This window comes from Paracoccus marinaquae, from assembly GCF_018860165.1.
Lineage (GTDB): Bacteria > Pseudomonadota > Alphaproteobacteria > Rhodobacterales > Rhodobacteraceae > Paracoccus > Paracoccus marinaquae.
On the sequence record NZ_JAHKNG010000013.1, the window covers coordinates 43,805 to 67,048 of the forward strand.

The 23,244-nt window shown below is 66.7% G+C and carries 24 protein-coding genes; 11 read left to right on the forward strand and 13 right to left on the reverse strand.

The genetic code is table 11. The features are described from left to right. Positions 1-132 precede the first annotated feature (132 nt). Both KNW02_RS09435 and KNW02_RS09440 read right to left on the reverse strand, forming a co-directional pair. Positions 133-1,293, reverse strand: coding sequence for an MFS transporter (locus tag KNW02_RS09435; RefSeq protein ID WP_348524703.1), 1,161 nt, complete (start codon positions 1,291-1,293; stop codon positions 133-135). 50 nt (positions 1,294-1,343) lie between these two features. Next, the gene (locus KNW02_RS09440) at positions 1,344-1,892 is read right to left on the reverse strand and encodes a LabA-like NYN domain-containing protein (protein WP_216033021.1); all 549 of its coding nucleotides are present in this window, start codon (positions 1,890-1,892) and stop codon (positions 1,344-1,346) included. Positions 1,893-1,998: 106 nt separating this feature from the next. On the opposite strand from KNW02_RS09440, the gene folK reads away from it, so the two are divergent. From folK to KNW02_RS09460, 4 genes are all read left to right on the forward strand, one after another. Continuing rightward, the gene (folK, locus tag KNW02_RS09445) at positions 1,999-2,598 is read left to right on the forward strand and encodes a 2-amino-4-hydroxy-6-hydroxymethyldihydropteridine diphosphokinase (protein WP_216033022.1); all 600 of its coding nucleotides are present in this window, start codon (positions 1,999-2,001) and stop codon (positions 2,596-2,598) included. Positions 2,599-2,668: 70 nt separating this feature from the next. Further along, positions 2,669-3,022, forward strand: a complete 354-nt coding sequence (gene rpoZ, locus KNW02_RS09450; protein WP_216033023.1) for a DNA-directed RNA polymerase subunit omega — start codon at positions 2,669-2,671, stop codon at positions 3,020-3,022. A 30-nt stretch (positions 3,023-3,052) separates the two neighbouring features. Next, entirely contained in the window at positions 3,053-5,170 is a 2,118-nt protein-coding gene (locus tag KNW02_RS09455) for a RelA/SpoT family protein (RefSeq protein ID WP_216033024.1), read from the forward strand. Between the two features lie 40 nt (positions 5,171-5,210). Further along, positions 5,211-5,912 carry a DUF2062 domain-containing protein gene (locus KNW02_RS09460; protein WP_348524704.1) on the forward strand — a complete coding sequence of 234 codons (702 nt, stop codon included), beginning with the start codon at positions 5,211-5,213 and terminating at the stop codon, positions 5,910-5,912. A 16-nt stretch (positions 5,913-5,928) separates the two neighbouring features. Here the strand turns inward: KNW02_RS09460 and KNW02_RS09465 are convergent, their stop codons facing one another. The 6 genes from KNW02_RS09465 to KNW02_RS09490 are packed head-to-tail and all read right to left on the reverse strand — an operon-like array spanning position 5,929 to position 12,470. Next, the gene (locus KNW02_RS09465; protein WP_216033025.1) at positions 5,929-6,837 is read right to left on the reverse strand and encodes a 2-hydroxyacid dehydrogenase; all 909 of its coding nucleotides are present in this window, start codon (positions 6,835-6,837) and stop codon (positions 5,929-5,931) included. Positions 6,838-6,841: 4 nt separating this feature from the next. Further along, a complete protein-coding gene (gene rodA, locus KNW02_RS09470; RefSeq protein ID WP_216033026.1) occupies positions 6,842-7,981 on the reverse strand; it encodes a rod shape-determining protein RodA in 1,140 nt (379 codons plus the stop codon). A 15-nt stretch (positions 7,982-7,996) separates the two neighbouring features. Beyond that, positions 7,997-9,943: a penicillin-binding protein 2 gene (gene mrdA, locus KNW02_RS09475; RefSeq protein ID WP_216033027.1), complete on the reverse strand. Its 1,947-nt coding sequence runs from the start codon at positions 9,941-9,943 to the stop codon at positions 7,997-7,999. Then, positions 9,940-10,479, reverse strand: coding sequence for a rod shape-determining protein MreD (locus KNW02_RS09480; protein WP_216033028.1), 540 nt, complete (start codon positions 10,477-10,479; stop codon positions 9,940-9,942). Before KNW02_RS09480 ends, mrdA begins: the two co-directional genes overlap by 4 nt. Next, positions 10,472-11,413, reverse strand: a complete 942-nt coding sequence (gene mreC / locus KNW02_RS09485) for a rod shape-determining protein MreC (protein ID WP_216033029.1) — start codon at positions 11,411-11,413, stop codon at positions 10,472-10,474. Before mreC ends, KNW02_RS09480 begins: the two co-directional genes overlap by 8 nt. A gap of 22 nt (positions 11,414-11,435) precedes the next feature. Then, entirely contained in the window at positions 11,436-12,470 is a 1,035-nt protein-coding gene (locus KNW02_RS09490) for a rod shape-determining protein (RefSeq protein WP_216033030.1), read from the reverse strand. Positions 12,471-12,787: 317 nt separating this feature from the next. Between KNW02_RS09490 and KNW02_RS09495 the strand changes: the two genes are divergently transcribed. After that, complete coding sequence (locus tag KNW02_RS09495; protein ID WP_216033031.1) at positions 12,788-13,318, forward strand: GNAT family N-acetyltransferase; 531 nt, start codon at positions 12,788-12,790, stop codon at positions 13,316-13,318. Positions 13,319-13,384: 66 nt separating this feature from the next. Here KNW02_RS09495 and KNW02_RS09500 read toward each other — a convergent pair whose 3' ends face one another. Continuing rightward, positions 13,385-14,941 (reverse strand): 2-isopropylmalate synthase, encoded by a 1,557-nt coding sequence (locus KNW02_RS09500; RefSeq protein WP_216033032.1) that lies wholly within the window; start codon positions 14,939-14,941, stop codon positions 13,385-13,387. Between the two features lie 414 nt (positions 14,942-15,355). Here KNW02_RS09500 and KNW02_RS09505 point away from each other — a divergent pair, with 414 nt between their 5' ends. Further along, positions 15,356-15,790, forward strand: a complete 435-nt coding sequence (locus tag KNW02_RS09505) for a universal stress protein (RefSeq protein ID WP_216033033.1) — start codon at positions 15,356-15,358, stop codon at positions 15,788-15,790. Positions 15,791-15,881: 91 nt separating this feature from the next. Then, positions 15,882-17,360, forward strand: a complete 1,479-nt coding sequence (locus tag KNW02_RS09510; RefSeq protein ID WP_431356752.1) for an alanine/glycine:cation symporter family protein — start codon at positions 15,882-15,884, stop codon at positions 17,358-17,360. 250 nt (positions 17,361-17,610) lie between these two features. On the opposite strand, the gene KNW02_RS09515 is transcribed toward KNW02_RS09510, so the two are convergent. The 3 genes from KNW02_RS09515 to KNW02_RS09525 all read right to left on the reverse strand — a co-directional run bounded on the left by KNW02_RS09515 (position 17,611) and on the right by KNW02_RS09525 (position 19,631). Beyond that, entirely contained in the window at positions 17,611-18,303 is a 693-nt protein-coding gene (locus KNW02_RS09515; RefSeq protein WP_216033035.1) for a CDP-alcohol phosphatidyltransferase family protein, read from the reverse strand. Between the two features lie 48 nt (positions 18,304-18,351). Beyond that, positions 18,352-19,092: an SseB family protein gene (locus KNW02_RS09520; RefSeq protein WP_216033036.1), complete on the reverse strand. Its 741-nt coding sequence runs from the start codon at positions 19,090-19,092 to the stop codon at positions 18,352-18,354. A gap of 89 nt (positions 19,093-19,181) precedes the next feature. Next, positions 19,182-19,631, reverse strand: a complete 450-nt coding sequence (locus tag KNW02_RS09525; protein WP_216033037.1) for an outer membrane protein assembly factor BamE — start codon at positions 19,629-19,631, stop codon at positions 19,182-19,184. Between the two features lie 148 nt (positions 19,632-19,779). On the opposite strand from KNW02_RS09525, the gene KNW02_RS09530 reads away from it, so the two are divergent. The 4 genes from KNW02_RS09530 (at position 19,780) to KNW02_RS09545 (ending at position 22,858) form a co-directional block, all read left to right on the forward strand. Continuing rightward, positions 19,780-20,322, forward strand: a complete 543-nt coding sequence (locus KNW02_RS09530; protein WP_216033038.1) for a YceD family protein — start codon at positions 19,780-19,782, stop codon at positions 20,320-20,322. 223 nt (positions 20,323-20,545) lie between these two features. After that, complete coding sequence (gene rpmF, locus KNW02_RS09535; protein ID WP_072296409.1) at positions 20,546-20,752, forward strand: 50S ribosomal protein L32; 207 nt, start codon at positions 20,546-20,548, stop codon at positions 20,750-20,752. Positions 20,753-20,774: 22 nt separating this feature from the next. After that, positions 20,775-21,887, forward strand: a complete 1,113-nt coding sequence (gene plsX, locus KNW02_RS09540) for a phosphate acyltransferase PlsX (RefSeq protein WP_216033039.1) — start codon at positions 20,775-20,777, stop codon at positions 21,885-21,887. Beyond that, positions 21,884-22,858, forward strand: coding sequence for a beta-ketoacyl-ACP synthase III (locus KNW02_RS09545; protein ID WP_216033040.1), 975 nt, complete (start codon positions 21,884-21,886; stop codon positions 22,856-22,858). Before plsX ends, KNW02_RS09545 begins: the two co-directional genes overlap by 4 nt. Before the next feature lie 72 nt (positions 22,859-22,930). On the opposite strand, the gene KNW02_RS09550 is transcribed toward KNW02_RS09545, so the two are convergent. Further along, a complete protein-coding gene (locus tag KNW02_RS09550) occupies positions 22,931-23,203 on the reverse strand; it encodes a DksA/TraR family C4-type zinc finger protein (protein WP_216033041.1) in 273 nt (90 codons plus the stop codon). Between the last annotated feature and the right edge of the window lie 41 nt (positions 23,204-23,244).

The following is a 23,244-nucleotide window of genomic DNA, read 5'->3' on the forward strand; positions in this document are numbered from 1 at the left end:
CGTCCGGTTTCCCCCTGGTCATTATGGTTGTACAATTTGCCATGCCGGACAAGAACGTTCCGGCTTTCGTGACGGCGTGATCCGGGCACAGGCGGGGTTTGGCTTGCGAAAGGGCGGCGGGACCGGGGAAGGTCAGCGCCTGCCGCCGGCCAGCAACGCGGCCTCGGGCATCCGGCGCAGGCGCAGCATGGCCCAAGCGCCCACCGCCGGGCCGGGCAACAGGGCGAGGAAGGTCCATTGCCAGCCGCCCAGCAGCCCGGCGATCTGCGGCATCAGCCAGATCGCCAGAACGGTCAGCGCAAAGCCGATGCTGACCTGCAGGGTCAGGGCGGTGCCGATCAGGCGCTGGTCGGCAAGTTCGGTCACCGAGGCCGAGAACTGTGCGCTGTCACCGATGATCGAGACGCCCCAGATCACCGCGATCAGCGCCAGAAGCCATTCCGGCCCGTCGAAGGCAAAGCCGATCAGCGCGGCGCAGGCCCCCGACACCGCCATCATCCCCGCCGTTGTCAGGCAGCGGCCGATCCGGTCGCTGAGCAGGCCACCGCCGATGCAGCCGGCAACACCCGATCCGACCGCGACGAAGGCGAACATCGAGGGCGAGCCGAAGGGCATCACCCCGCCCTGCCCGGCCGCCGTGGCGAAGGCCAGAAACCAGGCCCACATCGCGTAAAGTTCCCACATATGGCCGAAATAGCCGATATTGGCCAGCAGCACCGGGCGGTTGCGCAGCACCGCCAGCGCCTGCCGCGGATCGAAGGTGGCGCGGCCAAATGCGTGCGGGCCCTCGCGCACCAGCAGGCCGAAGATCAGCGCCGAGGTCAGCGTCGCCAGCGTCGAGGCGATCACCACCACCCGCCAGTCAAGCCCGCCGCCAAGCGCGCGGAACAGATGCGGCATCGAGGACCCCAGCGTCAGCCCACCCACCAGCAGGCCCAGGGCGAAGCCGCGCCCGCGCACGAACCAGGTCGCCATCAGTTTCATCGCCGGCGGGTAAAGCCCGGCCAGCGCCGCACCGGTGACGAAGCGCGCGGCAATGGCGCCGGCGAATCCCGGCTCAAGCAGCAGGGCGGCATTGGCCAGCGCGGTCAGCAGCGCCGACCCAGCGATCAGTCGGGTCAGGCGCATGATGTCGGGCAGGTTCACCAGCGAGGCGGCCAGCGCCCCCAGCACAAAGCCGATCTGCACGGCATTGGTCAGCCAGCCCGCCTGCGCGGGCGTCAGCCCCCAGTCGCGGATCAGTTCGGGCAGGATCGCGGTGGCCGAGAACCAGCAGGTCATGGCCCCGATCACGCCGGCACCGATCAGCGCCAGCGCGACCCAGCGCCCCTCGGCCGGCGTGCTCAGGTCTCGTCCTGCGGCTCGCGCGGGGGGCGGCCGATGATATCGCGCAGGGCATCAAGCTCGATGAAATTGTCGGCCTGGCGACGCAGGTCATCGGCGATCATCGGCGGCTGCGAACGGATGGTCGAGACCACCGAGACGCGCACGCCCTGACGTTGCAGCGCCTCGACCAGCGGCCGGAAATCGCCATCGCCCGAGAACAGCACCGCATGGTCCAGCCGCGGCGCCAGTTCCAGCGCGTTGACAGCCAGTTCGATATCCATGTTGCCCTTGACCTTCCGCCGGCCCATCGAGTCGGTATATTCCTTGGCCGGCTTGGTCACCACGCAATAGCCGTTGTAGTGCAGCCAGTCGACAAGCGGGCGGATCGGAGAATACTCCTCGCCATCCATCAGCGCGGTGTAGTAATAGGCGCGCACAAGCTTGCCCCGGCGGTCGAATTCCTGGCGCAGCAGCTTGTAATCGACGTCGAACCCCAACGACTTGGCCGCAGCGTAAAGATTGGCGCCGTCAATGAACATCGCCAATCGGTCGTCCTTGTAAAACATTTGTGTTGCCTTCAATCAGACTTAAGTGGTGATCGTCCGGGCCAGGACCCTGGTGCGGGGTCGGACGGCAAGCCCGGTTTCGGTTAGCAAATACGGTCAGGGGGTCATGCCTCAGTTGTCTTTCGGTCTTGTCAGTCTTGGCGCGAACCTGCCCTCAGCCGACCGCCACGCGAGTGAGACGTTGCGATCAGCGTGGGGCATTCTGCACGGCGCCCCGGATATTTCAATAACCGCGATAAGCAGGATATGGCGAACGCCGGCCTTTCCGCCCGGATCGGGACCCGACTTCGCCAATGCCGCCGCCCGGATCGCCACCACGCTGACCGCCGGGGCATTGCTGGAGCGGCTGCATGCGATCGAGGCGGAATTCGGGCGCGACCGCAGCACCGGACGGTGGTCGGTACGCGTTCTGGATCTGGACCTGATCGCGCTGGATGATCTGGTGCTGCCCGATGCCGCCACCCTGCGCCGCTGGATCGACCTGCCCCCCGGGCAGCAGCGGAACGAGGCGCCCGGACAGTTGATCCTGCCGCATCCGCGCCTGCAGGACCGGGGCTTCGTGCTGGGGCCGCTGGCCGAGATCGCGCCCGGCTGGCGCCATCCGCTGATCGGGCAAAGCGTGGCAGAGATGCTGGATCGCCTGGGCCCCGCGGGATTGGCCGGAATGCGGCCACGGTCCGGGGATGACGGGCCCGGTTTTCCTTGACATTCGGCGCAAGGACCATCAGTTATCCGTCTCCGCCCGGATATCCGATTCGAAATTGCACAGGTGAGACATGGCCCGCGTAACGGTTGAAGACTGCGTCGACAAGGTTCCCAACCGCTTTGATCTGGTGATGCTGGCCTCGCATCGCGCCCGCGAGATCGCCACCGGCAGCGCGCCCACCGTGGACCGCGACAACGACAAGAATCCGGTCGTCGCCCTGCGCGAGATCGCCGAGGAAACCCAGCCGGTCGACGACCTGCGCGAGCGGATGATCGAATCGAGCCAGACCCAGATCGAGGTCGACGAGCCGGAAGAGGACGCGCTTGCGCTGATGCTGGGGGCCGAGACGGACCGGCCCAAGCCCGTCGACGAAGAATCGGAAGAGCGGATGCTGCGCATGATGCTGGAAGCCAGCCAGCGGTAAGACGTGGATGACCGGGGTCTTCGACTGGACATGATCGACGTCGAAGACCTCATCGCGCTGGTTCGCAACTACAATCCGCGCAGCAATGCCGAGTTGATCCGCGATGCCTATGAATACGGCATGCGGATGCATGAAGGGCAGATGCGCCATTCCGGCGAGCCCTATTTCACCCATCCCGTCTCTGTCGCCGCCATCCTGACCGAGATGCGGCTGGACGACGCCACCATCGTCACCGCCCTGCTGCATGACACGGTCGAGGACACGCGCTCGACCAAGCAGGAGGTCGAGGCGATGTTCGGCAGCGAGATTGCCGAGCTTGTGGATGGCGTCACCAAGCTGACCAATCTGCAACTATCCTCGGCTCAGTCCAAGCAGGCCGAGAATTTCCGCAAGCTGTTCATGGCCATGTCGCGCGACCTGCGCGTCATTCTGGTCAAGCTGGCCGACCGGCTGCACAACATGCGCACCATTCGCTCGATGCGACCCGAGAAGCAGGTGCAGAAGGCGCGCGAGACGATGGAAATCTATGCCCCGCTGGCCGGGCGCATGGGCATGCAGTGGATGCGCGAAGAACTGGAGGATCTGGCCTTCAAGGTCATCAATCCCGAGGCCCGCAACTCGATCATCCGCCGCTTCGTCAGCCTGCAGAAGGAATCGGGCGACATCATCGGCCAGATCACCGCCGATATCCGCAACGAACTGGACAAGGAAGGCATCGAGGCCACCGTGTTCGGGCGGGCAAAGAAGCCGTTCTCGGTCTGGCGGAAGATGCAGGAAAAGCAGCTGGCCTTCTCGCGCCTGTCCGACATCTACGGGTTTCGCATCATCACCCGCAGCGAAATGGACTGCTATCGCGCGCTTGGCGTGATCCATCACCGCTGGCGGGCGGTGCCGGGCCGCTTCAAGGACTACATCAGCCAGCCGAAATCGAACGGCTACCGCTCGATCCATACCACCGTCTCGGGGCGCGACGGCAAGCGGGTCGAAGTGCAGATCCGCACCCGCCAGATGCACGAGGTGGCCGAGGCCGGCGTCGCCGCGCATTGGGCCTACCGCGACGGCGTGCGGACCAAGAACCCCTTCGCTGTTGATCCCGCCGCCTGGATCGACAGCCTGACCGACCGCTTCGAGGATGCCGATCACAACGAGTTCCTCGAACATGTGAAGATGGAGATGTATCAGGATCAGGTGTTCTGTTTCACGCCGAAGGGGGACGTGATCCAGTTGCCGAAGGGCGCGACGCCGATCGATTTCGCCTATGCGATCCATACGAGGCTGGGCAATTCCTGCGTCGGCGCCAAGGTGGACGGAATCCGGGTACCGCTGTGGACGCGGCTGAAGAATGGCCAGGCGGTCGATGTCATCGCCGCCTCGGGGCAGCGGCCGCAGGCGACCTGGCTGGACATCGTGGTGACCGGCCGCGCCAAGGCGGCGATCCGGCGATCCCTGCGCGAGGATGACCGCGACCGCTTCGTGCGGCTGGGACGCGAACTGGTCCGGGTGAGTTTCGAGCATGTCGGGCGCAAGCCCACCGACAAGGCCTTGCGCACCGCCGCCAAGCAGATGGGGCTGGAGGGCGCCGAGGAGTTGCTGGCCCGGATCGGCAGCGCCGAACATTCCGCCAAGGAGGTGCTGGAGGCGCTCTATCCGGAACTGGCCAACGCCCCGCAGGACGAGATCGACGGCAAGCGCCCCTTTGCCGGACTGGAGGCGGATGCGAATTTCCAGCGCGCGCCCTGCTGCAACCCGCTGCCCGGCGAGCGGATCGTCGGCATCACCTATCGCGGACGCGGCGTGGTCATCCACGCGATCGACTGCCCGGTGCTGGCCGAGTTCGAGGACAGCCCCGACCGCTGGGTCGATCTGCAATGGCGCGACGGGCGGCATCCTGCGGTCTATTCGACCCTGCTCAGCCTGACCATCCGGCATGACGCCGGAGTCCTGGGCCGGATCTGCGGCTTGATCGGCACGCAGGGGGCGAATATCTCGAACCTTGAGTTCATCGACCGCAAGCCGGACTTCTACCGGATCGAGGTCGAGGTCGAGTTGCGAGACCACGAGCATCTGCACAACCTGCTGACCGCGCTGGAAGCGGAAAGCGATGTGGCGCAGGTCTGGCGGGTCCGCGACCCGGCGCTGAAACCGTAAGCCGCGATCCGGCCGGGTCTGCAAGGGAACGGGTGACGAAGTGTTCAAGCGGCGCAAGCCCCGCAGCTATGGGCAGATGGCCAGCGACATGATCTATCCGCGCGGCGGCTGGCGGCGGGCGGCGACCTATGTCTGGCACCGGCTGCGCCGCCTGCCCGACCAGCCGCACCGGATCGGGCGCGGCGTGGCGGCAGGGGTCTTCGTGTCCTTCACGCCGCTTTTCGGGTTCCATTTCCTGTCCGCCGCCGGCGTCGCCTGGCTGATCGGCGGCAATATCCTGGCCGCGCTGCTGGCGACCTTCGTCGGCAATCCGGTCACGTTTCCCTTCATCGCCGTGATCTGCGTCGGGCTCGGGCGCGAGATCCTCGGACTGCCCGGCGATCTGGAACCGCAGCGGATCCTGAGCGAAATCACCCTCGCCGGTGTCGAGCTGTGGCAGAACCTGCGCACGGTCCTGTCCTCGGAGCGCGCGCATTGGGGACGGTTCCACGAGTTCTTCGAGCAGATCTACTGGCCCTACATGGTCGGCGGCGTGATCATCGGCCTGGCCGTCAGCATCGCCGCCCATTACCTGACCGTGCCGGTCTTCCGCGCCTATCAGCGCCGCCGCGAGAAGAAGATGGCCGAACGGATCGCGCGGGTCCGCGCGCGCGCCGAGATCGTCACCACCGCCACCCCCGGCGCCGATGGGCAGAAGGGGGGCGCTGCCCCCCGTCCTGCGGACTCCCCCCGGGATATTTGAGTGAAGAAGAAGGGCCTCAATATCCCTTCGCGCGATCAACGAGATGCAGGACCGGCCGGCCCGACATGGCGCGGCGCAGGTTTTCGGCCACGACCGGGGCGGCGGTTTCGGGGCGGGTTTCGGCGGCGATATGCGGGGTGACGGTGATGCCCGGATGCGCCCAGAACGGGTGGTCCGGGGGCAGCGGCTCGGTGCGGAAGACATCGAGGACGGCATGGCCCAGATGGCCGCGGTCGAGCGCGGCCAGAAGCGCATCGTCATCGATCAGCGTACCGCGGCCCGGATTGACGATCCAGGCGCCTTTCGGCAGGCGGGCGAGGCGCCGGGCATCCAGAAGGCTGCGGGTCGCGGGCGTATCGGGCAGCAGGCAGATCAGGATCTCGGCGCGCTGAAGCGCCCGGTCCAGATCTCGCGCGCCCAGCATCTCGACGCCATCGGCGGGGCGGCCGGACGCGCTCCAGCCGGTCAGCGCGAAGCCGATCGCGCCCAGCATGGCGGCGGTGGCGCGGCCCAACTCGCCCATGCCGAGGATCGTCACCCGGCGGCCGGAGGCCAGCGGCGGGGTCAGGTCGTTGCGCCAGATGCCGTCCTGCAGATAGCGGTCCATGCCCAGATGGGCGCGCATCGCCCAGCCGGTACAGAACTCGGCCATGCCCTGGGCAAGGCCCGGATCGACCATGCGCGCCAGCGGCCGGGTCAGGGTCGGGTTGGCGACGATGCGTTCCACCCCGGCCCAGAGGCTCTGGACCAGGCGGGCGTTGCGATAGGGGGACAGATCCTCGATCTCGCCGCCCGGCGCATAGATGATCGCGTCGAACCCGTCCGGATCGCCGTCGCGGGCCAGATCCATCTCGGGGCAGGCCGCCAGAAGTGCCGGGGACCAGCGGGGCCAGTGGGCGGCGGGGGCGGCGAACAGGACCTTCATGGCGCTATCTCGGGCGGTGGACATGGGCGGACTGGACCATGCCGAAGCCCATCAGCAGGATCATCATCGCGGTACCGCCATAGCTGACCAGCGGCAGGGGCGAGCCGACCACCGGCAGCAGTCCCATCACCATGCCCATGTTGATGGCGAAATAGACGAAGAAGGTGCCGCTGATGCCGAGGGTCAGCAGCGCCCCGAAACGGTCGCGGTTGCTGAGCGCGGAATAGAGGCAGAAGCCGATGACCAGCGTGTAGAGCACCAGCAGCGAGAAGGCCCCGATGAAGCCGAATTCCTCGGCCAGGACGGTGAAGATGAAATCGGTCTGCTTCTCGGGCAGGAAGTTCAGCCGCGACTGGGTGCCCTGCATGAACCCCCTGCCCGACCAGCCGCCCGAGCCGAGCGCGATCTGCGCCTGGGTGATGTTGTAGCCCGCCCCCAGCGGATCGACCGAGGGGTCGAGGAAGGTGTCGATGCGGCGGTACTGATAGTCCTTCAGAAGCTGCCAGTCGGTGCCGCGGCTTTCCAGAACCGCCCAGACCAGCCCGACCACGGCCGCGATCACCGCGCCGAAATACCACAGCGACACGCCCGCCGCGAACATCACGATGCCGCCCCCTGCCATCAGCATGATCGAGGTGCCGAGGTCGGGCTGTTTCAGCACCAGCGCCGTCGGCATAAGGATCAGCGCCACCGGGATCAGCACCCAGAGCGGGCGCGAGGTCCGGTGCAGGGGCAGCCATGCGTAATAGGCGGCGAGGATCAGGACCAGCGCGATCTTCATCAGTTCCGACGGCTGCAGGCGGATCGGCCCCAGTTCAATCCAGCGCTGCGCGCCCATGCCGATATCGCCGAAGAGTTCGACCGCGACCAGCAGCAGCAGGCAGATCACATAGGCGAAGACCGACACCCCGCGCCAGAACCACATCGGCACGAAGGCCAGCGCGAACATCGCCGCCATGCCCGCGGCAAAGCGATAGATCTGCGGCTTGGCCCAGAGATCGGCGCGCCCGCCGCCGACGGAATAGAGCATCAGGAAGCCGATGCAGGCGATGGCCGTCAGCAGGAAGACCAGCGGCCAGTTCAGATAGAGGATCCGGCGCCATCCGGCCGGCACATGGGCGACATCGTAATCGAGATAGGCCATGCCCGCCCCCTCCCCTCAGGCCCGCGACCGGGTCGGCCGCGGCGGCTCGGGCGTGTAGAGATGCATGGCGTTGTGGCGCGCCTCCATCGCCGCGCGCTGGTCCGAGGGCACCGCCTCCAGCGGCGGCAGCCCACCCTCGAGCGCGAACAGCAGGATGTCGCGGCCGATGGGCGCCGCTGCGGTCGAGCCGCCGCCGCCATGTTCGACCACCACCGACACCGCGTAGCGCGGTGCATGCACCGGCGCATAGCAGACAAACAGCGCATGGTCGCGGCGGTTCCATGGCAACTGGTCGTTGCTGATGACGCCACGGGCGCGTTCGGCCGCGGTGATGTTGCGGACCTGGCTGGTGCCGGTCTTGCCGGCCATGCGCCAGTCATCGGCGATGATCCGGGCGCGCCGCGCGGTGCCGCGCGCGCCGTTCATCACCGCGTCCATGCCGTCGCGGGCCTGACGCAGATGCTCCTCGGACAGGCCCAGCGACGCGGCTTCGGGAACCTGCTGCGCGATGCCGTCAAGCGCCCGGATCAGCCGCGGCACCACCTCGCGCCCCGAGGCCACCCGCGCCGTCATCACCGCCAGTTGCAGCGGCGAGGCCAGAACATAGCCCTGCCCGATCGAGGCGTTGATGCTGTCGCCGATCAGCCATTCCTGGTCATAGCGGGCGCGTTTCCAGGCGCGGTCGGGGGCGATTCCCTCGGCCACGGCCGACATCGGCAGGTCATGCTGGATGCCGACGCCCAGCCGCCGGGCCATGGCCCCGATCCGGTCGATGCCGATGCGCTGCGCCAGTTCGTAATAGAAGACATCGCAGCTTTGCTCGAGGCTCTGGATCGGGTTCATCGTGCCATGTCCGCCGCGCCGCCAGCAATGGAAGCGGCGGCCGCCGACCTCGACGAAGCCCGGGCAATAGAACCTTGTGCCGGAATTGATCAGGCCCGATTCGAGCCCCGCCAGCAGGACCACCATCTTGAAGGTCGAGCCGGGCGGATAGACGCCCTGCACGGTCTTGTCGGCCAGCGGGCGGTGATCATGTTCCATCAGCGCCCGGTAATCCGGGCTGGAAATGCCGCGTACGAACTTGTTCGGATCGAAGCTGGGCGAGGAGCAGATCGCCAGAAGATCGCCGTTCTGGACATCCATGACCACGGCGGCGGCACTTTCCTCGCCCATGCGCTGCGCGGCATAGTTCTGCAGCCGCGCATCGACGGTCAGCTGCACGGTGGCGCCCTGCTCGCCCTCCTGCCGGCCGAGTTCGCGCATCTCGCGTCCGGCGCTGTTCACCTCGACCCGGCGGGTGCCGGCCTTGCCGCGCAGATCCGCCTCGAGCTTGGTCTCGACCCCGACCTTCCCCAGCTGGAATTCCGGCAGCATCAGCACCGGGTCCGGATCCTCGATCTTCGAGAGGTCGTAATCCGAGACCGGGCCGACATAGCCCAGCACATGCGCCAGATCGCCGGCGCGGGGATAGGACCTGGACAGGCCGGATTCGGGGGTCACCCCGGCCAGCGAGGGGGCATTCACCGCGATCGAGCTGAACTGTGCCCAGCTCAGCCGGTCGGCCAGCACGATCGGGGTGATCGCGCTGCGTTTGGAAAATTCTTCCAGAAGTTCGGCCATACGCTCGTCGCTGATCGGGATCAGTTGCGACAGCCGGTCCAGCACCGGCCTTACATCGCCGCCGGCCTCCTCGCGGGTCAGGGTTACGCGGTAGTTCTGTTCGTTGCCGGCAACCACCAGGCCGTTGCGGTCGAGGATCAGTCCGCGCGCCGGTGGCAGCAGCCGGATCTTGATCGAGTTGCCATCGGACAGCAGCCGGTATTCCTCGGCATGATCCAGCTGCATCGAGCGCAGCCGCAGCCCCAGCGTGGTCACCACGCCCAGCTGGATGCCGGCCAGCATCAGACCGCGCCGGCCGATGCGGCGGGTTCCGTCCTGGGTGTCGCGCGGCGATTTCCTCATCCCTTGTATCTCATCATCTCGGCCTCGGAGGGGGTGATCCGGCGCAGCCCCAGCAGCAGTCGGGCGACGACGACGACCAGCGGATAGGCCATCGTCGTTGCCAGAAATTGCAGGATCACCTGTCCCAGGGCCGGAACCGGTACCAGAAACAACAGCGACACGATGCGATAACCCAGCATCATCGCGCCGATCAGCAGGGCGACGCGCAACCATTCAACCATGAATGGCTGGCCCCGCCAACGGTGCTCACGCAGGCGTGCGGCCTCGCTGCCCAGAAGCACCGCCACGGCCCAAAGGCCGACCGGGCGCAACAGCACCAGATCCTCGACCAGAAAGACCAGCGCGATCGCCGGCGCCGGCAACTGGTCGGGGCGGCGCAGCACCCAGGCAAGCGTCAGGCACAGGCCCAGATCCGGGCCAGGCCAGCCGGTCAGCCCGGTGGACAGCGGCAGCAGCCGCAGGAACAGAAGCAGCCCCATGCACAGCCCGAACAGGATCGTTCCGACCAAAGCCGGCCTGCCCGGACCCTCAATCATTTTCTGTGCCCGTGGACAGCGGATCGGCGGCCTGCGCCGCATCGACCCGCGATGCCGGCAGTTGCGGCCCGATCGGCCCGCTCTGGCGCGGTGTGATGATGGCATCGGAATCCGTCACCGCCTCGGCCGGATGCGAGCGCAGCACGCGCAGGAATTCCAGCCGGCCGTAATCGGCGGCCATGCGCAACCGCATCCGCCCGTCGCTGCCCTGCACCACCTGCCCGACCAGCAGGCCCGGCGGGAACACGCCGCCATCGCCCGAGGTCACCACCCGGTCGCCGGGCCGCACATCGTCGAGGTTCTCGATGAAATCCAGAAACGGCAGCGAGGTATTGTCGCCGGTCAGCAAGGCCCGTTCGCCCGAGGGTTGCAGGGTCACCGGAATCCGCGATGAGGGATCGGTCAGCAGCACCACCCGGCTGGTGCGCTCGCCCACGCCCGAGATGCGGCCGACCAGCCCCAGCCCGTCCATCGTCGCCCAGCCGTCGATGATGCCGTCCTGCGCGCCCACGTTCAGCAGCACCGATTGCCGGAAGGCCGAGCCGCTGTCCACCGTGACCAACCCGGTCACGCTGGTCAGAGCCGGGTCGATGCGGACATTGTTCTGCGCCAGAAGTTTCGAGTTTTCCTGCTCAAGCTGCACCGCCGCCTCGCGCCAGGCCTGCATCTTCTGCAACTCGCGGCGCAATTCCTGGTTCTGTTCGTAGATGCGGGCATAGGACTGGAAGCCCGCGACCATCTGGCTGACCTTGGTGACCGGCACCAGCGCCCATTCGAAGCTGGGCACGAAACGGTCGATCAGCGCGATCCGCATGCGTTCGGCCCGCGGGCTGTCGATGCGCCAGAACAGGAACAGCGCCAGCAGGACAATCGCCAGCAGCGCGATCAGCACGCGCCGGATCGGTGTGGCGAAATCTGGTCCCTTGCGCGCCATTCAGCGCCTCCGTCGGGCCGGCTCAGCTGTCGTAATCGATGACGTGGCGCAGCTGTTTCTCGAATTCCAGCGCCTTGCCGGTGCCCAGCGCCACGCAGCTCATCGGCTGGTCGGCCAGGGTGATCGACAGCCCGGTCTGTTCGCGCAGCGCCAGATCCAGATCGCCCAGCATCGCGCCGCCACCGGTCAGCATGACGCCGCGGTCGACGATATCGGCGGCCAGATCCGGCGGCGTGGCCTCAAGCGCCACCATCACCGCCTCGCAGATCGCCTGCATCGGCTCGGTCAGCGCCTCGGCCAGCATGGCTTGGCTGATCTCGATCTCCTTCGGGATGCCGTTCAGAAGATCGCGGCCGCGCACCATGATCGTGGCGCCGCGCCCGTCATCGGGCATCCGCGCGGTGCCGATCGAGGTCTTGACCCGCTCGGCCGTCGAATCGCCGATCAGCATGTTCTGGTTGCGGCGCAGATAGTTGATCAGCGCCTCGTCCATGCGGTCGCCGCCGATCCGGACCGAACGCGCATAGACCACATCGCCCAGCGACAGCACCGCCACCTCGGTGGTGCCGCCGCCGATATCCACGACCATCGAGCCGGTCGGCTCGGTGATTGGCATGCCGGCGCCGATGGCGGCGGCGATCGGTTCCGCGATCAGTCCGGCCTTGCGCGCGCCCGCCGACAGCACCGACTGGCGGATCGCGCGTTTCTCGACCGGGGTGGCGCCATGCGGCACGCAGACGATGACCTTGGGCTTGGAAAAGCTCGTGCGCTTGAAGACCTTCTTGATGAAATGCTTGATCATCTCTTCGGCGCTGTCGAAATCGGCGATGACGCCCTCGCGCATCGGCCGGATCGCCTCGATCGAGCCCGGCGTGCGGCCCAGCATCAGCTTGGCGTCCTCACCCACGGCCAGCACCTGCCGCTTGCCGTCCTTGACGTGATAGGCGACAACCGAGGGCTCGTTCAGGATGATGCCCTTGCCCTTGACATAGATCAGCGTGTTCGCCGTGCCCAAATCGATTGCGATGTCGGTCGAAAACAATCCGCCGAATGCCATGCCTGTAATCCCCACTCGCGCCGGTTTCCCCGGCCTGCCCGATTTCCTCAAGCGCCACATGACGGAATCGACCCGCATTACGGCGTGGTCCCGTATAAAAGTCTCGGCCGGAGGTTGAAAGCCCCGTTTCGGGCAATTGCGGGGCATCACGGCCGGGCGAGGCATAACGCCGGAATGGTTAAGATTGCGTTTACCTCCCCGGATGGAAACGCCACATCCGGGTGCAGCGCGCGACCTGCCGCCGAAGCGATGAAACGGCTTTCGCGGCCAGGGCAAAAGCCGCAGATTGGGCCGGTTGACCATACGGAGCGGAAGAGATGCAGATTCGCGATGCCGGACCGCAGGATATCGAAGGGATCCTCGTCATCTACAACGATGCTGTGACCCGGACGACGGCGATCTGGAACGATGCTACCGTCGACGCCGAGAACCGCCTGGCCTGGCTGCAGGACCGGCAGCGCGCGGGCTATCCGGTGCTGGTCGCCGTCACCCCCGAGGGCAGGGTCATGGGATATGCCTCCTTCGGGGATTGGCGCGCCTTTGACGGCTATCGCCATACGGTCGAACATTCGGTCTATGTCTCGGCCGAGGCGCGCGGGTGCGGGATCGGCGGGCTGCTGATGTCCGCGCTGATCGAACGAGCGCGGACACTGGGCAAGCATGTCATGGTTGCGGGGATCGAGGCCGGGAATGCCGGCTCGATCAGGCTGCACGAAAAGCTTGGCTTCCGACCCGCCGGTGAATTGACCCAGGTCGGCACGAAATTCGGCAAATGGCTGGATCTGGCCTTCATGCAGTTGACGCTGGACGCGCGGCAGCACCCGGGCGACGACGCGGACGCCCCCTGATCCACAGACTGAAACGAAAGACGCCGGGCGATGACCGCCCGGCGTCCTGTTCCATCTGTGTCCGGATCAGTGCGAATACATGCTGATCTGCTTGTCGTCCTTGCCGGCCATCTCGCGGCGCACGATCAGGTGGTTCAGCGCGCCGACATAGGCCTTGACCGAGGCCAGGATCGTGTCGGTATCCGCCGACTGGCCGTTGACGATACGGCCGTCCTCTTCCATCCGCACGCTGACCGTGGCCTGCGCGTCGGTGCCCTCGGTCACGGCATGCACCTGATACAGCTTCAGCCGGGCGTTATGCGGGAAGATCTGTTTCACCGCATTGAAACAGGCGTCCACGGGGCCATCGCCGGTGGCATGGACGCTTTTCTCTGCGCCATCGACCAACATGGTCAGATCGGCGGACTGACCGTCGCTGCCGCAGACCACGCGCAGATGCTTGACCTGCAGGTGATCCTCGCCGGTATTGGCGGCAGCGTCCTGCACCAGCGCGACGATATCGTCGTCATAGACCTCTTTCTTGCGGTCGGCCAAGGCCTTGAAGCGCACGAAGATGTCCTTCAGCTGGTTGTCGCCCACCTCATAGCCCAGATCGGCCAGCTTGGCGCGCAACGCGGCGCGGCCGGAATGCTTGCCCATGGCGATGTTGGTCTCGTTCAGGCCGATATCGGCGGGGCGCATGATCTCGAAGGTTTCGACATTCTTCAGCACGCCGTCCTGATGGATGCCGCTTTCGTGCAGAAAGGCGTTCTTGCCGACGATCGCCTTGTTGAACTGCACCGGAAAGCCCGAGACCTGCGCCACCCGGCGCGACAGCCCCATGATCTTGGTCGTGTCGATGCCTGTGTCATAGGGCATGATGTCGTGGCGCACGCGCATCGCCATCACCACCTCTTCCAGCGCGGTATTGCCGGCGCGCTCGCCCAGGCCGTTGATGGTGCATTCGATCTGCCGCGCGCCGGCCTCGACGGCCGCGAGGCTGTTCGCCGTCGCCATGCCCAGATCGTTGTGGCAATGGGTGGCGAAGATCACCCGATCGGCGCCCGGCACCCGCTCCAGCAGCATGCGGATCAGATCGGCGCTTTCGCGCGGCGCGGTGTAGCCCACCGTGTCGGGGATGTTGATCGTGGTGGCGCCGCATTTGATGGCGATCTCGACCACCCGGCACAGGTAGTCATGTTCGGTGCGCGTGGCATCCATCGGCGACCACTGCACGTTGTCGCACAGGTTGCGGGCATGGGTGACGGTCTGTTCGATCCGCTCGGCCATCTGGTCCATGTCCAGATTGGGAATGGCCCGGTGCAGCGGCGAGGTGCCGATGAAGGTATGGATGCGCGGGCGGCGGGCATGTTTCACCGCCTCCCAGCAGCGGTCGATATCGGGCAGCTGCGCGCGGGCCAGCCCGCAGATGACGCTGTTCTTCGCCTGTTTGGCGATTTCCGTGACGGCGGCGAAATCGCCCTCCGAGGCGATGGGAAAGCCCGCCTCGATGATATCCACGCCCATCTCGTCCAGCATCTGGGCGATTTCCAGCTTTTCGGCATGGGACATGGTGGCGCCGGGCGACTGCTCGCCATCGCGCAGGGTGGTGTCGAAGATATAGACGTGATTGCTGTCGGTCATGGCCTGGTCTTTCTTACGCGGTCTGGTCAGGAAGGATCCGGGCACGGACCTGACTGAGCGGCGGCCCGGAAGACCCGCTCAGCGCAGCGTAAGAAGCAGCAGACCGCGGAGCTGCACGGCCAGACGCGCGCCGAAGGGCGCGGTGGTGGCGGTGGCGATTTGGCGCATCCGAGTCATGGCGCGGACTATGCAGCCCGTGGCGTCACTTGGAAAGCGAAAAGATGTCATCCGTGCTTGGAGCGACGGCGATTCGCCGCCGCGCAGTCATTTTTTACTGTCAACCAGTCAAAATGACGAAGCACCATCCGAAAGGCCGGCACTATCACGATTTCGTCATGTTTTTCTGGCTCTGAAATCCGCCCCGTGGCAAGGGACCGGCACTGACGTGAACGAAAAACAACCGCAGGGGGTAACATGTCACGAAAGATCGTCGTCGGCTTCGACGGCAGCGACGCCTCGCGTCGTGCACTGGACTTCGCCATCAGCCGCGCCAAGGCACAGGGCGACAGCATCCTGATCGCCCATGTTCTGGAATGGTCGCCCTACAGCTTCCTCACCCCGAACGAGATCGAGGAACGCCACAAGCGCCGTCAGGAGGAGCTGACCCGCGCCAAGGAGGCAATCATCGATCCCGTCGTCAAGACCGTCGAGGCGGCGGGCATCCCGGTCGCTTCGGTGATGAAATACGGGCACATCGCCGAAACGCTGTGCGACATCGCCCGCGATGAGGGCGCGGCGCTGATCTTCATCGGCCGGATGGGCAATTCGGGCCTGTCCAGCCGCATCTTCGGCTCGGTCGCGGGCACGCTGGCGCAGGTCGCGCCGGTGCCGGTGACGATCGTGCCGTAAACGATACAAGGGGAGGAACTACATGACACGACACACAAACCTTCTGGCGCCGGCCGCTTTGTCTGCCGGCCTGCTGACCGCAGCCCCGGCAATGGCCCAGAGCCTTGATGAAAAGGTGAACGAGGTCTTCGCCACCGCGACCGGCCCCTATGTCAGCTTCATCTTCTCGAATTTTCCCGGAACCAACTATCCCTGGATCGTTGCCTGGCTGGTGATCGCCGCGACGGTCTTTTCCATCTATTTCGGCTTTATCCAGTTCCGCGCCTTCCCGCATTCCATTGCACTGGTCAGGGGCGATTATTCCGACCCCAATGACGCGGGCGAGGTCAGTCATTTCCAGGCGCTGGCGACGGCGCTGTCGGGCACGGTCGGGCTTGGCAATATCGCCGGGGTCGCGGTCGCCGTCGGCATCGGCGGCCCGGGTGCCACCTTCTGGATGATCCTCGCCGGCCTTCTGGGCATGGCGTCGAAATTCACCGAATGCACCCTGGGCGTGAAGTATCGCAACGAATATGACGACGGCACCGTCTCGGGCGGGCCGATGTATTACATGGTCAAGGGCTTTGCCGAGCGGAACCTGCCCGGCGGCAAGTTCCTGGCTATCCTGTTCGCGATCTTCTGCATCCTCGGCTCGTTCGGGGGCGGCAACATGTTCCAGTCCAATCAGGCCCATGCCCAGATCGCCAATGTGTTCGGCGATTATCCCGGCTGGATCACCGGGCTGGTCTTTGCCGTGGTGGTCTTCCTGGTCATCGTCGGCGGGTTGAAATCCATCGCCCGCGTGACCGAGAAGGTCGTCCCCTTCATGGGCATCCTCTATGTCGGCACGGCGCTGATCATCATCCTGATGAACTTCGACCAGATCGGCACCGCCTTCGGCCAGATCTTCGAGGGCGCCTTCACCGGCCTCGGCATCGCCGGCGGCATGGTCGGCGCGCTGATCCAGGGCTTCCGCCGCGCCGCCTTCTCGAACGAGGCCGGCGTCGGTTCCGCCGCCATCGCCCATTCGGCCGTGCGCACCAAGGAGCCGATCACCGAGGGCTTCGTCTCGCTGCTGGAACCCTTCATCGACACCGTGGTGATCTGCACCATGACCGCGCTGGTCATCATCATCACCGGCCAGCTGATGATCGATCCTGCCACCGGCCAGGTGATCCTGAACGAGGCCGGCACCGCGATCCAGACCGCCGACGGCAGCACGGGCGTCGCCCTGACCTCGGCCGCCTTCAGCAGCGCCTTCGGCTGGTTCCGCTATGTGCTGGCCGTCGCGGTGGTCCTCTTCGCCTTCTCGACGATGATCTCGTGGAGCTATTACGGGCTGAAGGCCTGGACCTTCCTGTTCGGCGAGGGTCACACGAAAGAGCTGACCTTCAAGGTGATCTTCTGCGTCTTCACCTGGATCGGCGCCGCGGCCAGCCTCGGCCCGGTGATCGACTTCTCGGACGCGGCGATCTTCTCGATGGCGGTGGTCAATATCTTCGCGCTGTACTTCCTGATGCCGATCGTCAAGCGCGAGATGCACAGCTATCTGTCGCGGCTGAAATCGGGCGAAATCCGGAAGTTCGCCTGAACTCCTACGGCGACACGACACCGGGCGGGGCCATCGCGGCCCCGCCTTTTTTGTTCGTGGCTGGGCCTTTCCGGCCGAACGTTCCGAAGTGCTGAAGTACGTCGGCAACATCATCTCTTGTGCCACCGAGGATGACGTGATGCGGGTAAAGGCCATCGCCCGTCGCTTCGCGGGCTATCCGCACGCGATGGATCACTGAGCGGCTGGTAACGGCGGCCTCGCGCGACGACGGTCCCGGCGGTTTTGCGCGTCAGGCGCGCTGCGGCAGCAATTGCTGTACCGCCCCGGCCAGCATCAGCCACAGCGAGGTCAGCACCAGCCCCCAGATCGCCCAGCTTGACGGGTGGAAATCGACCCAGGCGGCGCGGCCGGCGAAGACCACCCACAGGATCGCCACCGGCAGGGAGACTGCCCGCCAGCGCTCGGTCCGCACGGGATGGATGAACTTGATGTTTGTGAACATGGCGACGGTCAGCGCGACCACGATGACCAGGATCACCGTCCAGTGCGGCCGGGTGGCGAACAGCACCAGCACCACCATGTTCCAGCAGCCGGGAAAGCCGGCAAAGGAATTGTCGGTCGTCTTCATCCGCGTATCGGCGAAATAGATGACGCTGCCATAGACGATCACCAGCACCGCGAACCAGCCGGTCCAGCCCGACAGCAGCCCCGACTGGAACAGCGCGAAGGCGGGGATGAAGACATAGGTCAGATAGTCGATGATCAGATCCATCAGCACACCGTCATAGGTGGGCCAGTTGCTCTTGACATGATAGCGCCGGGCCAGCGGGCCATCGACGCCATCGACCACCAGCGCCACGACCAGCCACAGGAACATGAGCGACCATCTGCCCTCTGCCGCCGCCAGCATTGCCAGCATGGCCAGAACCGCGCCGGTCGCGGTCAGCAGATGGACGGACAGAGCCTTGTGTCGCAATTGCATGCGTTCGTTCTGTCAGTTTGATGACAACCGCGCAACCGCCCAGATCGCTCAGCGCAGGATCGGCGGGCCTTTCGGGCCGGCAGGAGGCGCCGGCACCTCGGGCAGGGTCAGGTCGAAACGCAGGGCAGTGGGCGGCGGCGCGGCCTCGGAAAAGCTGATGTCCACCCCGCCCGACTGCGGCGGCAGAAAGGCCAGCGCCTCGGCCAGCGCCTTGGCAATGGCCGGCTGATGCCCGGCCCCGGCGCCCGAGATCAGCAGCAGATGCCCGGCGATCCCGGCCTCGCCCCGCACCCCGGCCAGCGCCGCCCCGCTGATCAGCCCGCGCATGTCGCCGAGGCGCGCGGCCAGCGGCCCGGCCAATGCGGCGACCGTTTCGGGTGCGGGTCCGGTCAGGTGCAGGCGGGCCTCGCCTGTCTCGGGTGCGACGGCCAGCGCCCCCGACAGCCAGTCCAGCATCGCCGCATCCAGCAGCATCTCGGACGGATGGCCCGGATTGACCAGAAGCCCGGTTTCCGCGCCGCGCAGCATCTCGGCGAGGACCCGGCCCGGCATCGCCGCATAGGCGACCGGCGCCCCGAAGAACCCGGCCAGCCGGTCCTCGCTGTCGCAGGCCAGCGCCACCGGCCCCGTCTCCAGCGGAAAGATGCGCAACTCGACTTGGTCGCCCACGGGTTCGGCGGTCAGCGCCACGGAAAGTTCCGTATCCGCCAGGCGCGACAGCATCTGCGACCGCTGCGGGGCGGTGGCGGCATGAAAGGGCGTGGCGGCAAGATCATCAAGCGCGGTCATGACAGGGCCTTCTGCGGTGAGGGCCCTGCCCTACCCGCCCGGCCGCGATGGGACAAGGGCACGGCCGGGGCGAATCACGCCCCGCCGGATCAGTCGACGATATCCGCGGCCTGGAAGTTCCCGAGATTGCCAAGCAGCTGCCGGACGAATGAGATCTCGGTGATGCTGCCCTCGGTCACGCGGCGCGACAGCACCACGACACGGCCGCGCTCAAGGCCGAATCGCTCGACATTGGTGACGGTGCCACCCGCGTCGAACGAGATCGCCACCACCTGCCGGTTGATCTCCTGCGGCTCGGCGGCCCCGTAGATACGCCAGCGCGAGCCGACATAATACCAGCCAGAGCCGGTCAGCACCCCCTGCGTCGACGGCACGCCCAGCATCCCCGGCAGTTCGGCCGTGCTGGTCTGCCCGACCACGACCTGCGCCAGATCTTCCTCGGGCGGGATGAAGCCGTGATTTCGATAGACCGGAGCGCAGGCGGCAAGCGCGAATATGGCTAGAAAAGCCAGGATCAGCAGGTTCCTGATGGCAGCCATGAAAGCACTTCCTTTGCTCGGGCGGGTTGACGCGGCCCGCCCCGCTTAGCAAACTCGGCCACCGCGCTCAAGAATGTCCATCCGCAACCGAGGCTTGCACACCCCCCCCGGTCGGAAACCACCCCTTGAAGGACGCCCGAAGATCTCGATGACCACCCCGACCCCGCTGACCCATCGCCTGCGCGTCGCCCATCTGAACCCGCGCCAGCCGACGCCCTTCCTGTTGCAGCCCGATTCCGCGACCCGGCAGGGCATCGCCGGGGAACTGGGTCTCAGCAGCCTGCCGAAGCTGGCCTTTCAGGGCGAGATCCGGGCCGAGGGCGGGGAGGGCTGGGCGCTGGCCGGGCGCCTGACCGCAACGGTGGTGCAGCCCTGCGTGGTGACGCTGAAGCCGGTCCGGACCAGCCTCGACGAGGCGGTCGAGCGGCATTATTCGCCGCATCTGGCGGCCCCCGAGGGCGACGGGATCGAGATGCCCGACGAGACGCAGGAGCCGCTTGGCCAGTTCATCGACCTCGCGGCGGTGATGATCGAGGAACTGACGCTGGCGCTGCCGGACTATCCCCGCGCCGAGGGCGCCGAACTGGCCCCGGCCGCGCCGGATGAGCCCCCCACCGACACCCGCCGCCCCTTCGCGGGGCTGGACAGGCTGCTGGGCGGCACAGGTGACGGCAACGAGCCGGAGCGGTGATTCCCCGGCGTTGCAGGAAGGTCACAGGATCGCATCGGCGCCATGCCACGCCGCGGCAGGGCTGGCGCTGGCGGGCGGATCTGGCGCATTTAAGGGAAATGCGTCGCCGCAAGGTCTTGCGGGCGTCATCGTCATCGCGTATTTGCGCGGTTCATTTACGAATTCAAGACACACGGTGCATGGACGCCCACGCGCGGCCAGTACCCCGAACCGAGGTTGTGACATGGCTGTCCCTCAGAACCGCGTAACCCGCTCCAAGCGCAACATGCGCCGCGCACATGACGCCCTGGTGGCCGGGAACCCGAACGAATGCACCAATTGTGGCGAACTGAAGCGCCCGCATCACGTCTGCCCGTCCTGTGGCCATTATGCCGACCGTGAAGTGGTCGCGCAGGCCAACGAGATCGACCTGGACGACGACGCGGCCTGATCCGGGCCGGCAACGCCACCCGATGACCGCCGCTTCCCCGACAGACCCAACACCGCGCGCCCCCGAGGACCGGGGCAGCGTGGTGATTTCGGTTGACGCGATGGGCGGCGACCGCGGCCCCGCGGTCGTGGTGGCCGGCATGGCCGAAAGCGCCCGCAAGAACCCCGAGATCAGCTTTGTCGTGCATGGCGACGAGGCCGAGCTGAGCCGCCTGATCGCGCGCCGCCGGGATCTGGCCGGCCGCTGCGACATCCGCCACGCCCCCGGCGTGGTGACGATGGAGGACAAGCCCAGCCAGGTGGTGCGCAAGGGTGGCGACAGCTCGATGTGGGCGGCCATCGAATCGGTCCGTTCGGGCGAGGCCGGCGCCGCCGTCAGCTGCGGCAATACCGGCGCGCTGATGGCGCTGTCGATGCTCAGGCTGCGCAGGCTGCCGGGCGTGAACCGTCCGGCCATCGCCTGCCTCTGGCCATCGAAGAACCCGCAGGGCTTCAACATCATGCTGGATGTCGGCGCCGATATCCGCGCCGATGCCCCGGATCTGCTGCAATATGCGATGATGGGCGCCTCTTACGCGCGCAACGGGCTGATGGTGCAGCGCCCGCGGGTCGGGCTGCTGAATGTCGGCACCGAGGAACACAAGGGCCGCCCGGAACTGAAGGAAGCCAACGAGCTGATCGCGGCGGCGGCCGACAGCGGCGGCTTCGACTATCTGGGCTTCGTCGAGGGCGGCGATCTGCCCTCGTCGCGCGTCGATGTGATCGTGACCGACGGGTTTACCGGAAATGTTGCCTTGAAGACCGGCGAAGGGACGGCCAAGCTGGTGGGTGAATTTCTCAGAGCAGCCTTCGCCAATTCGATCATGTCCAAATTTGCCGCCCTGCTGGCGATGACCTCGCTGAAACGCCTGCAAAAGCGTATCGACCCGCGCCGCGTCAATGGCGGCATCTTCCTTGGCCTGAACGGCACCGTCATCAAGTCGCATGGCTCGGCTGACGCGACCGGCGTCTCGGCGGCGATCAAGCTGGCCTTCACGCTGGCGAAATCGGGCTTTCAGGACCGGCTGGCCGCGCGCGTGGCGCAAAGCGCCGCGGCCTCGGCCGGCACCGGTGGCGAAGCGGAGGCGGCATCGTGACCCGGCGCGCAGTCATTACCGGCACCGGTCATTACCTGCCCGAGCGCGTGGTCGAGAACAGCTGGTTCGAGGACAAGCTGGACACGACCGACGAATGGATCCGCACCCGCTCGGGGATCGAGCGGCGGCATTTCGCGGCCGAGGGGCAGGCGACCAGCGATCTGGCGACCCGCGCCGCGCAGGCCGCGCTGGACCGGGCCGGGCTGACGGCGGGCGATATCGACGGCATCGTGCTGGCGACCTCGACCCCCGATTTCACCTTCCCGGCCGTCGCGACCATGGTGCAGTCCGGCCTCGGCATGACCCGCGGATTTGCCTATGACGTGCAGGCGGTCTGCGCGGGCTTCGTCTTTGCGCTGGCCAATGCCGATGCGATGATCCGCGGCGGGCTGGCCGAGCGGGTCCTGGTCATCGGCGCCGAGACCTTCTCGCGCATCATGGACTGGACCGACCGTTCGACCTGCGTGCTGTTCGGCGACGGTGCCGGTGCCGTGGTGCTGGAGGCCCAGGAGGGCGCGGGCACCAGCGGAGACCGCGGCATCCTGTCCAGCGACCTGAACAGCGACGGCGCCTATCGCGATCTGCTCTATGTCGATGGCGGGGTCTCGACCACCGGCACGGCCGGGCATCTGCGCATGCAGGGCAATCTGGTCTTCCGCCACGCCGTCGAGAAGCTGGCCAGGACCGCCCACACCGCGCTGGAAAAGGCCGGGCTTGCGCCGGGCGATGTCGACTGGCTGGTGCCGCATCAGGCCAATATGCGGATCATCACCGCGACCGCGCAGAGGATGGGCCTGCCGATCGAGAAGGTGGTCCTGACGGTGGCCGATCACGGCAATACTTCGGCCGCCTCGATCCCGCTGGCGCTGTCGGTGGCCGATGGCGAGGACCGGCTGAAGCCGGGCGATGTCGTGGTGATCGAGGCGATCGGCGGCGGGCTCAGCTGGGGCTCGGTGGTGCTGCGCTGGTAGTGCGGAGGGGGGCGCTGCCCCCGTCCCTGCGGGACTCCCCCGGGATATTTTCGTGAAGAAGAAGGGCGCCGGCTATTTCAGCTGCGAATCCTTGCTGGCCCGGCGGTTGATGCCGCCGGTCGCGCGCCGCACCCGGTCGCGGCCCGACTGGCAGGCGGTGCAGAGCTGGACGCCGGGAACGGCGATGCGGCGCGCCTCGGGGATCGGCTCGTCGCACTCGGCGCAGAATTCGGCGCTGTCGCCCCCGGCCCGGGCCGCGCGCTGGCGGGCGCGGGCCACGGCCTCGGCCGTGCTGATCTCGATCTGATCGTTCACCGCGTCGTCGCGGACCCATCCGCCGGCCATCTGACCCCCATCCCGTCCGGTCACAACATAGTTGCCCCTAC

Excerpts from the sequence above, each read along its gene's own strand:
- rpoZ (WP_216033023.1), top strand. The coding sequence starts at position 2,669 with ATGGCCCGCGTAACGGTTGAAGACTGCGTCGACAAGGTTCCCAACCGC.
- rodA (WP_216033026.1), bottom strand. The coding sequence starts at position 7,981 with ATGGCCTATCTCGATTACGATGTCGCCCATGTGCCGGCCGGATGGCGC.
- mrdA (WP_216033027.1), bottom strand. The coding sequence starts at position 9,943 with ATGAGGAAATCGCCGCGCGACACCCAGGACGGAACCCGCCGCATCGGC.
- KNW02_RS09510 (WP_431356752.1), top strand. The coding sequence starts at position 15,882 with ATGGCCCAGAGCCTTGATGAAAAGGTGAACGAGGTCTTCGCCACCGCG.
- KNW02_RS09530 (WP_216033038.1), top strand. The coding sequence starts at position 19,780 with ATGACCACCCCGACCCCGCTGACCCATCGCCTGCGCGTCGCCCATCTG.
- KNW02_RS09550 (WP_216033041.1), bottom strand. The coding sequence starts at position 23,203 with ATGGCCGGCGGATGGGTCCGCGACGACGCGGTGAACGATCAGATCGAG.
- plsX (WP_216033039.1), top strand. The coding sequence starts at position 20,775 with ATGACCGCCGCTTCCCCGACAGACCCAACACCGCGCGCCCCCGAGGAC.
- KNW02_RS09495 (WP_216033031.1), top strand. The coding sequence starts at position 12,788 with ATGCAGATTCGCGATGCCGGACCGCAGGATATCGAAGGGATCCTCGTC.
- rpmF (WP_072296409.1), top strand. The coding sequence starts at position 20,546 with ATGGCTGTCCCTCAGAACCGCGTAACCCGCTCCAAGCGCAACATGCGC.
- KNW02_RS09500 (WP_216033032.1), bottom strand. The coding sequence starts at position 14,941 with ATGACCGACAGCAATCACGTCTATATCTTCGACACCACCCTGCGCGAT.
- KNW02_RS09515 (WP_216033035.1), bottom strand. The coding sequence starts at position 18,303 with ATGCAATTGCGACACAAGGCTCTGTCCGTCCATCTGCTGACCGCGACC.
- KNW02_RS09525 (WP_216033037.1), bottom strand. The coding sequence starts at position 19,631 with ATGGCTGCCATCAGGAACCTGCTGATCCTGGCTTTTCTAGCCATATTC.
- KNW02_RS09440 (WP_216033021.1), bottom strand. The coding sequence starts at position 1,892 with ATGTTTTACAAGGACGACCGATTGGCGATGTTCATTGACGGCGCCAAT.
- KNW02_RS09490 (WP_216033030.1), bottom strand. The coding sequence starts at position 12,470 with ATGGCATTCGGCGGATTGTTTTCGACCGACATCGCAATCGATTTGGGC.
- KNW02_RS09520 (WP_216033036.1), bottom strand. The coding sequence starts at position 19,092 with ATGACCGCGCTTGATGATCTTGCCGCCACGCCCTTTCATGCCGCCACC.
- folK (WP_216033022.1), top strand. The coding sequence starts at position 1,999 with ATGCCTCAGTTGTCTTTCGGTCTTGTCAGTCTTGGCGCGAACCTGCCC.
- mreC (WP_216033029.1), bottom strand. The coding sequence starts at position 11,413 with ATGGCGCGCAAGGGACCAGATTTCGCCACACCGATCCGGCGCGTGCTG.
- KNW02_RS09480 (WP_216033028.1), bottom strand. The coding sequence starts at position 10,479 with ATGATTGAGGGTCCGGGCAGGCCGGCTTTGGTCGGAACGATCCTGTTC.
- KNW02_RS09465 (WP_216033025.1), bottom strand. The coding sequence starts at position 6,837 with ATGAAGGTCCTGTTCGCCGCCCCCGCCGCCCACTGGCCCCGCTGGTCC.
- KNW02_RS09455 (WP_216033024.1), top strand. The coding sequence starts at position 3,053 with ATGATCGACGTCGAAGACCTCATCGCGCTGGTTCGCAACTACAATCCG.
- KNW02_RS09505 (WP_216033033.1), top strand. The coding sequence starts at position 15,356 with ATGTCACGAAAGATCGTCGTCGGCTTCGACGGCAGCGACGCCTCGCGT.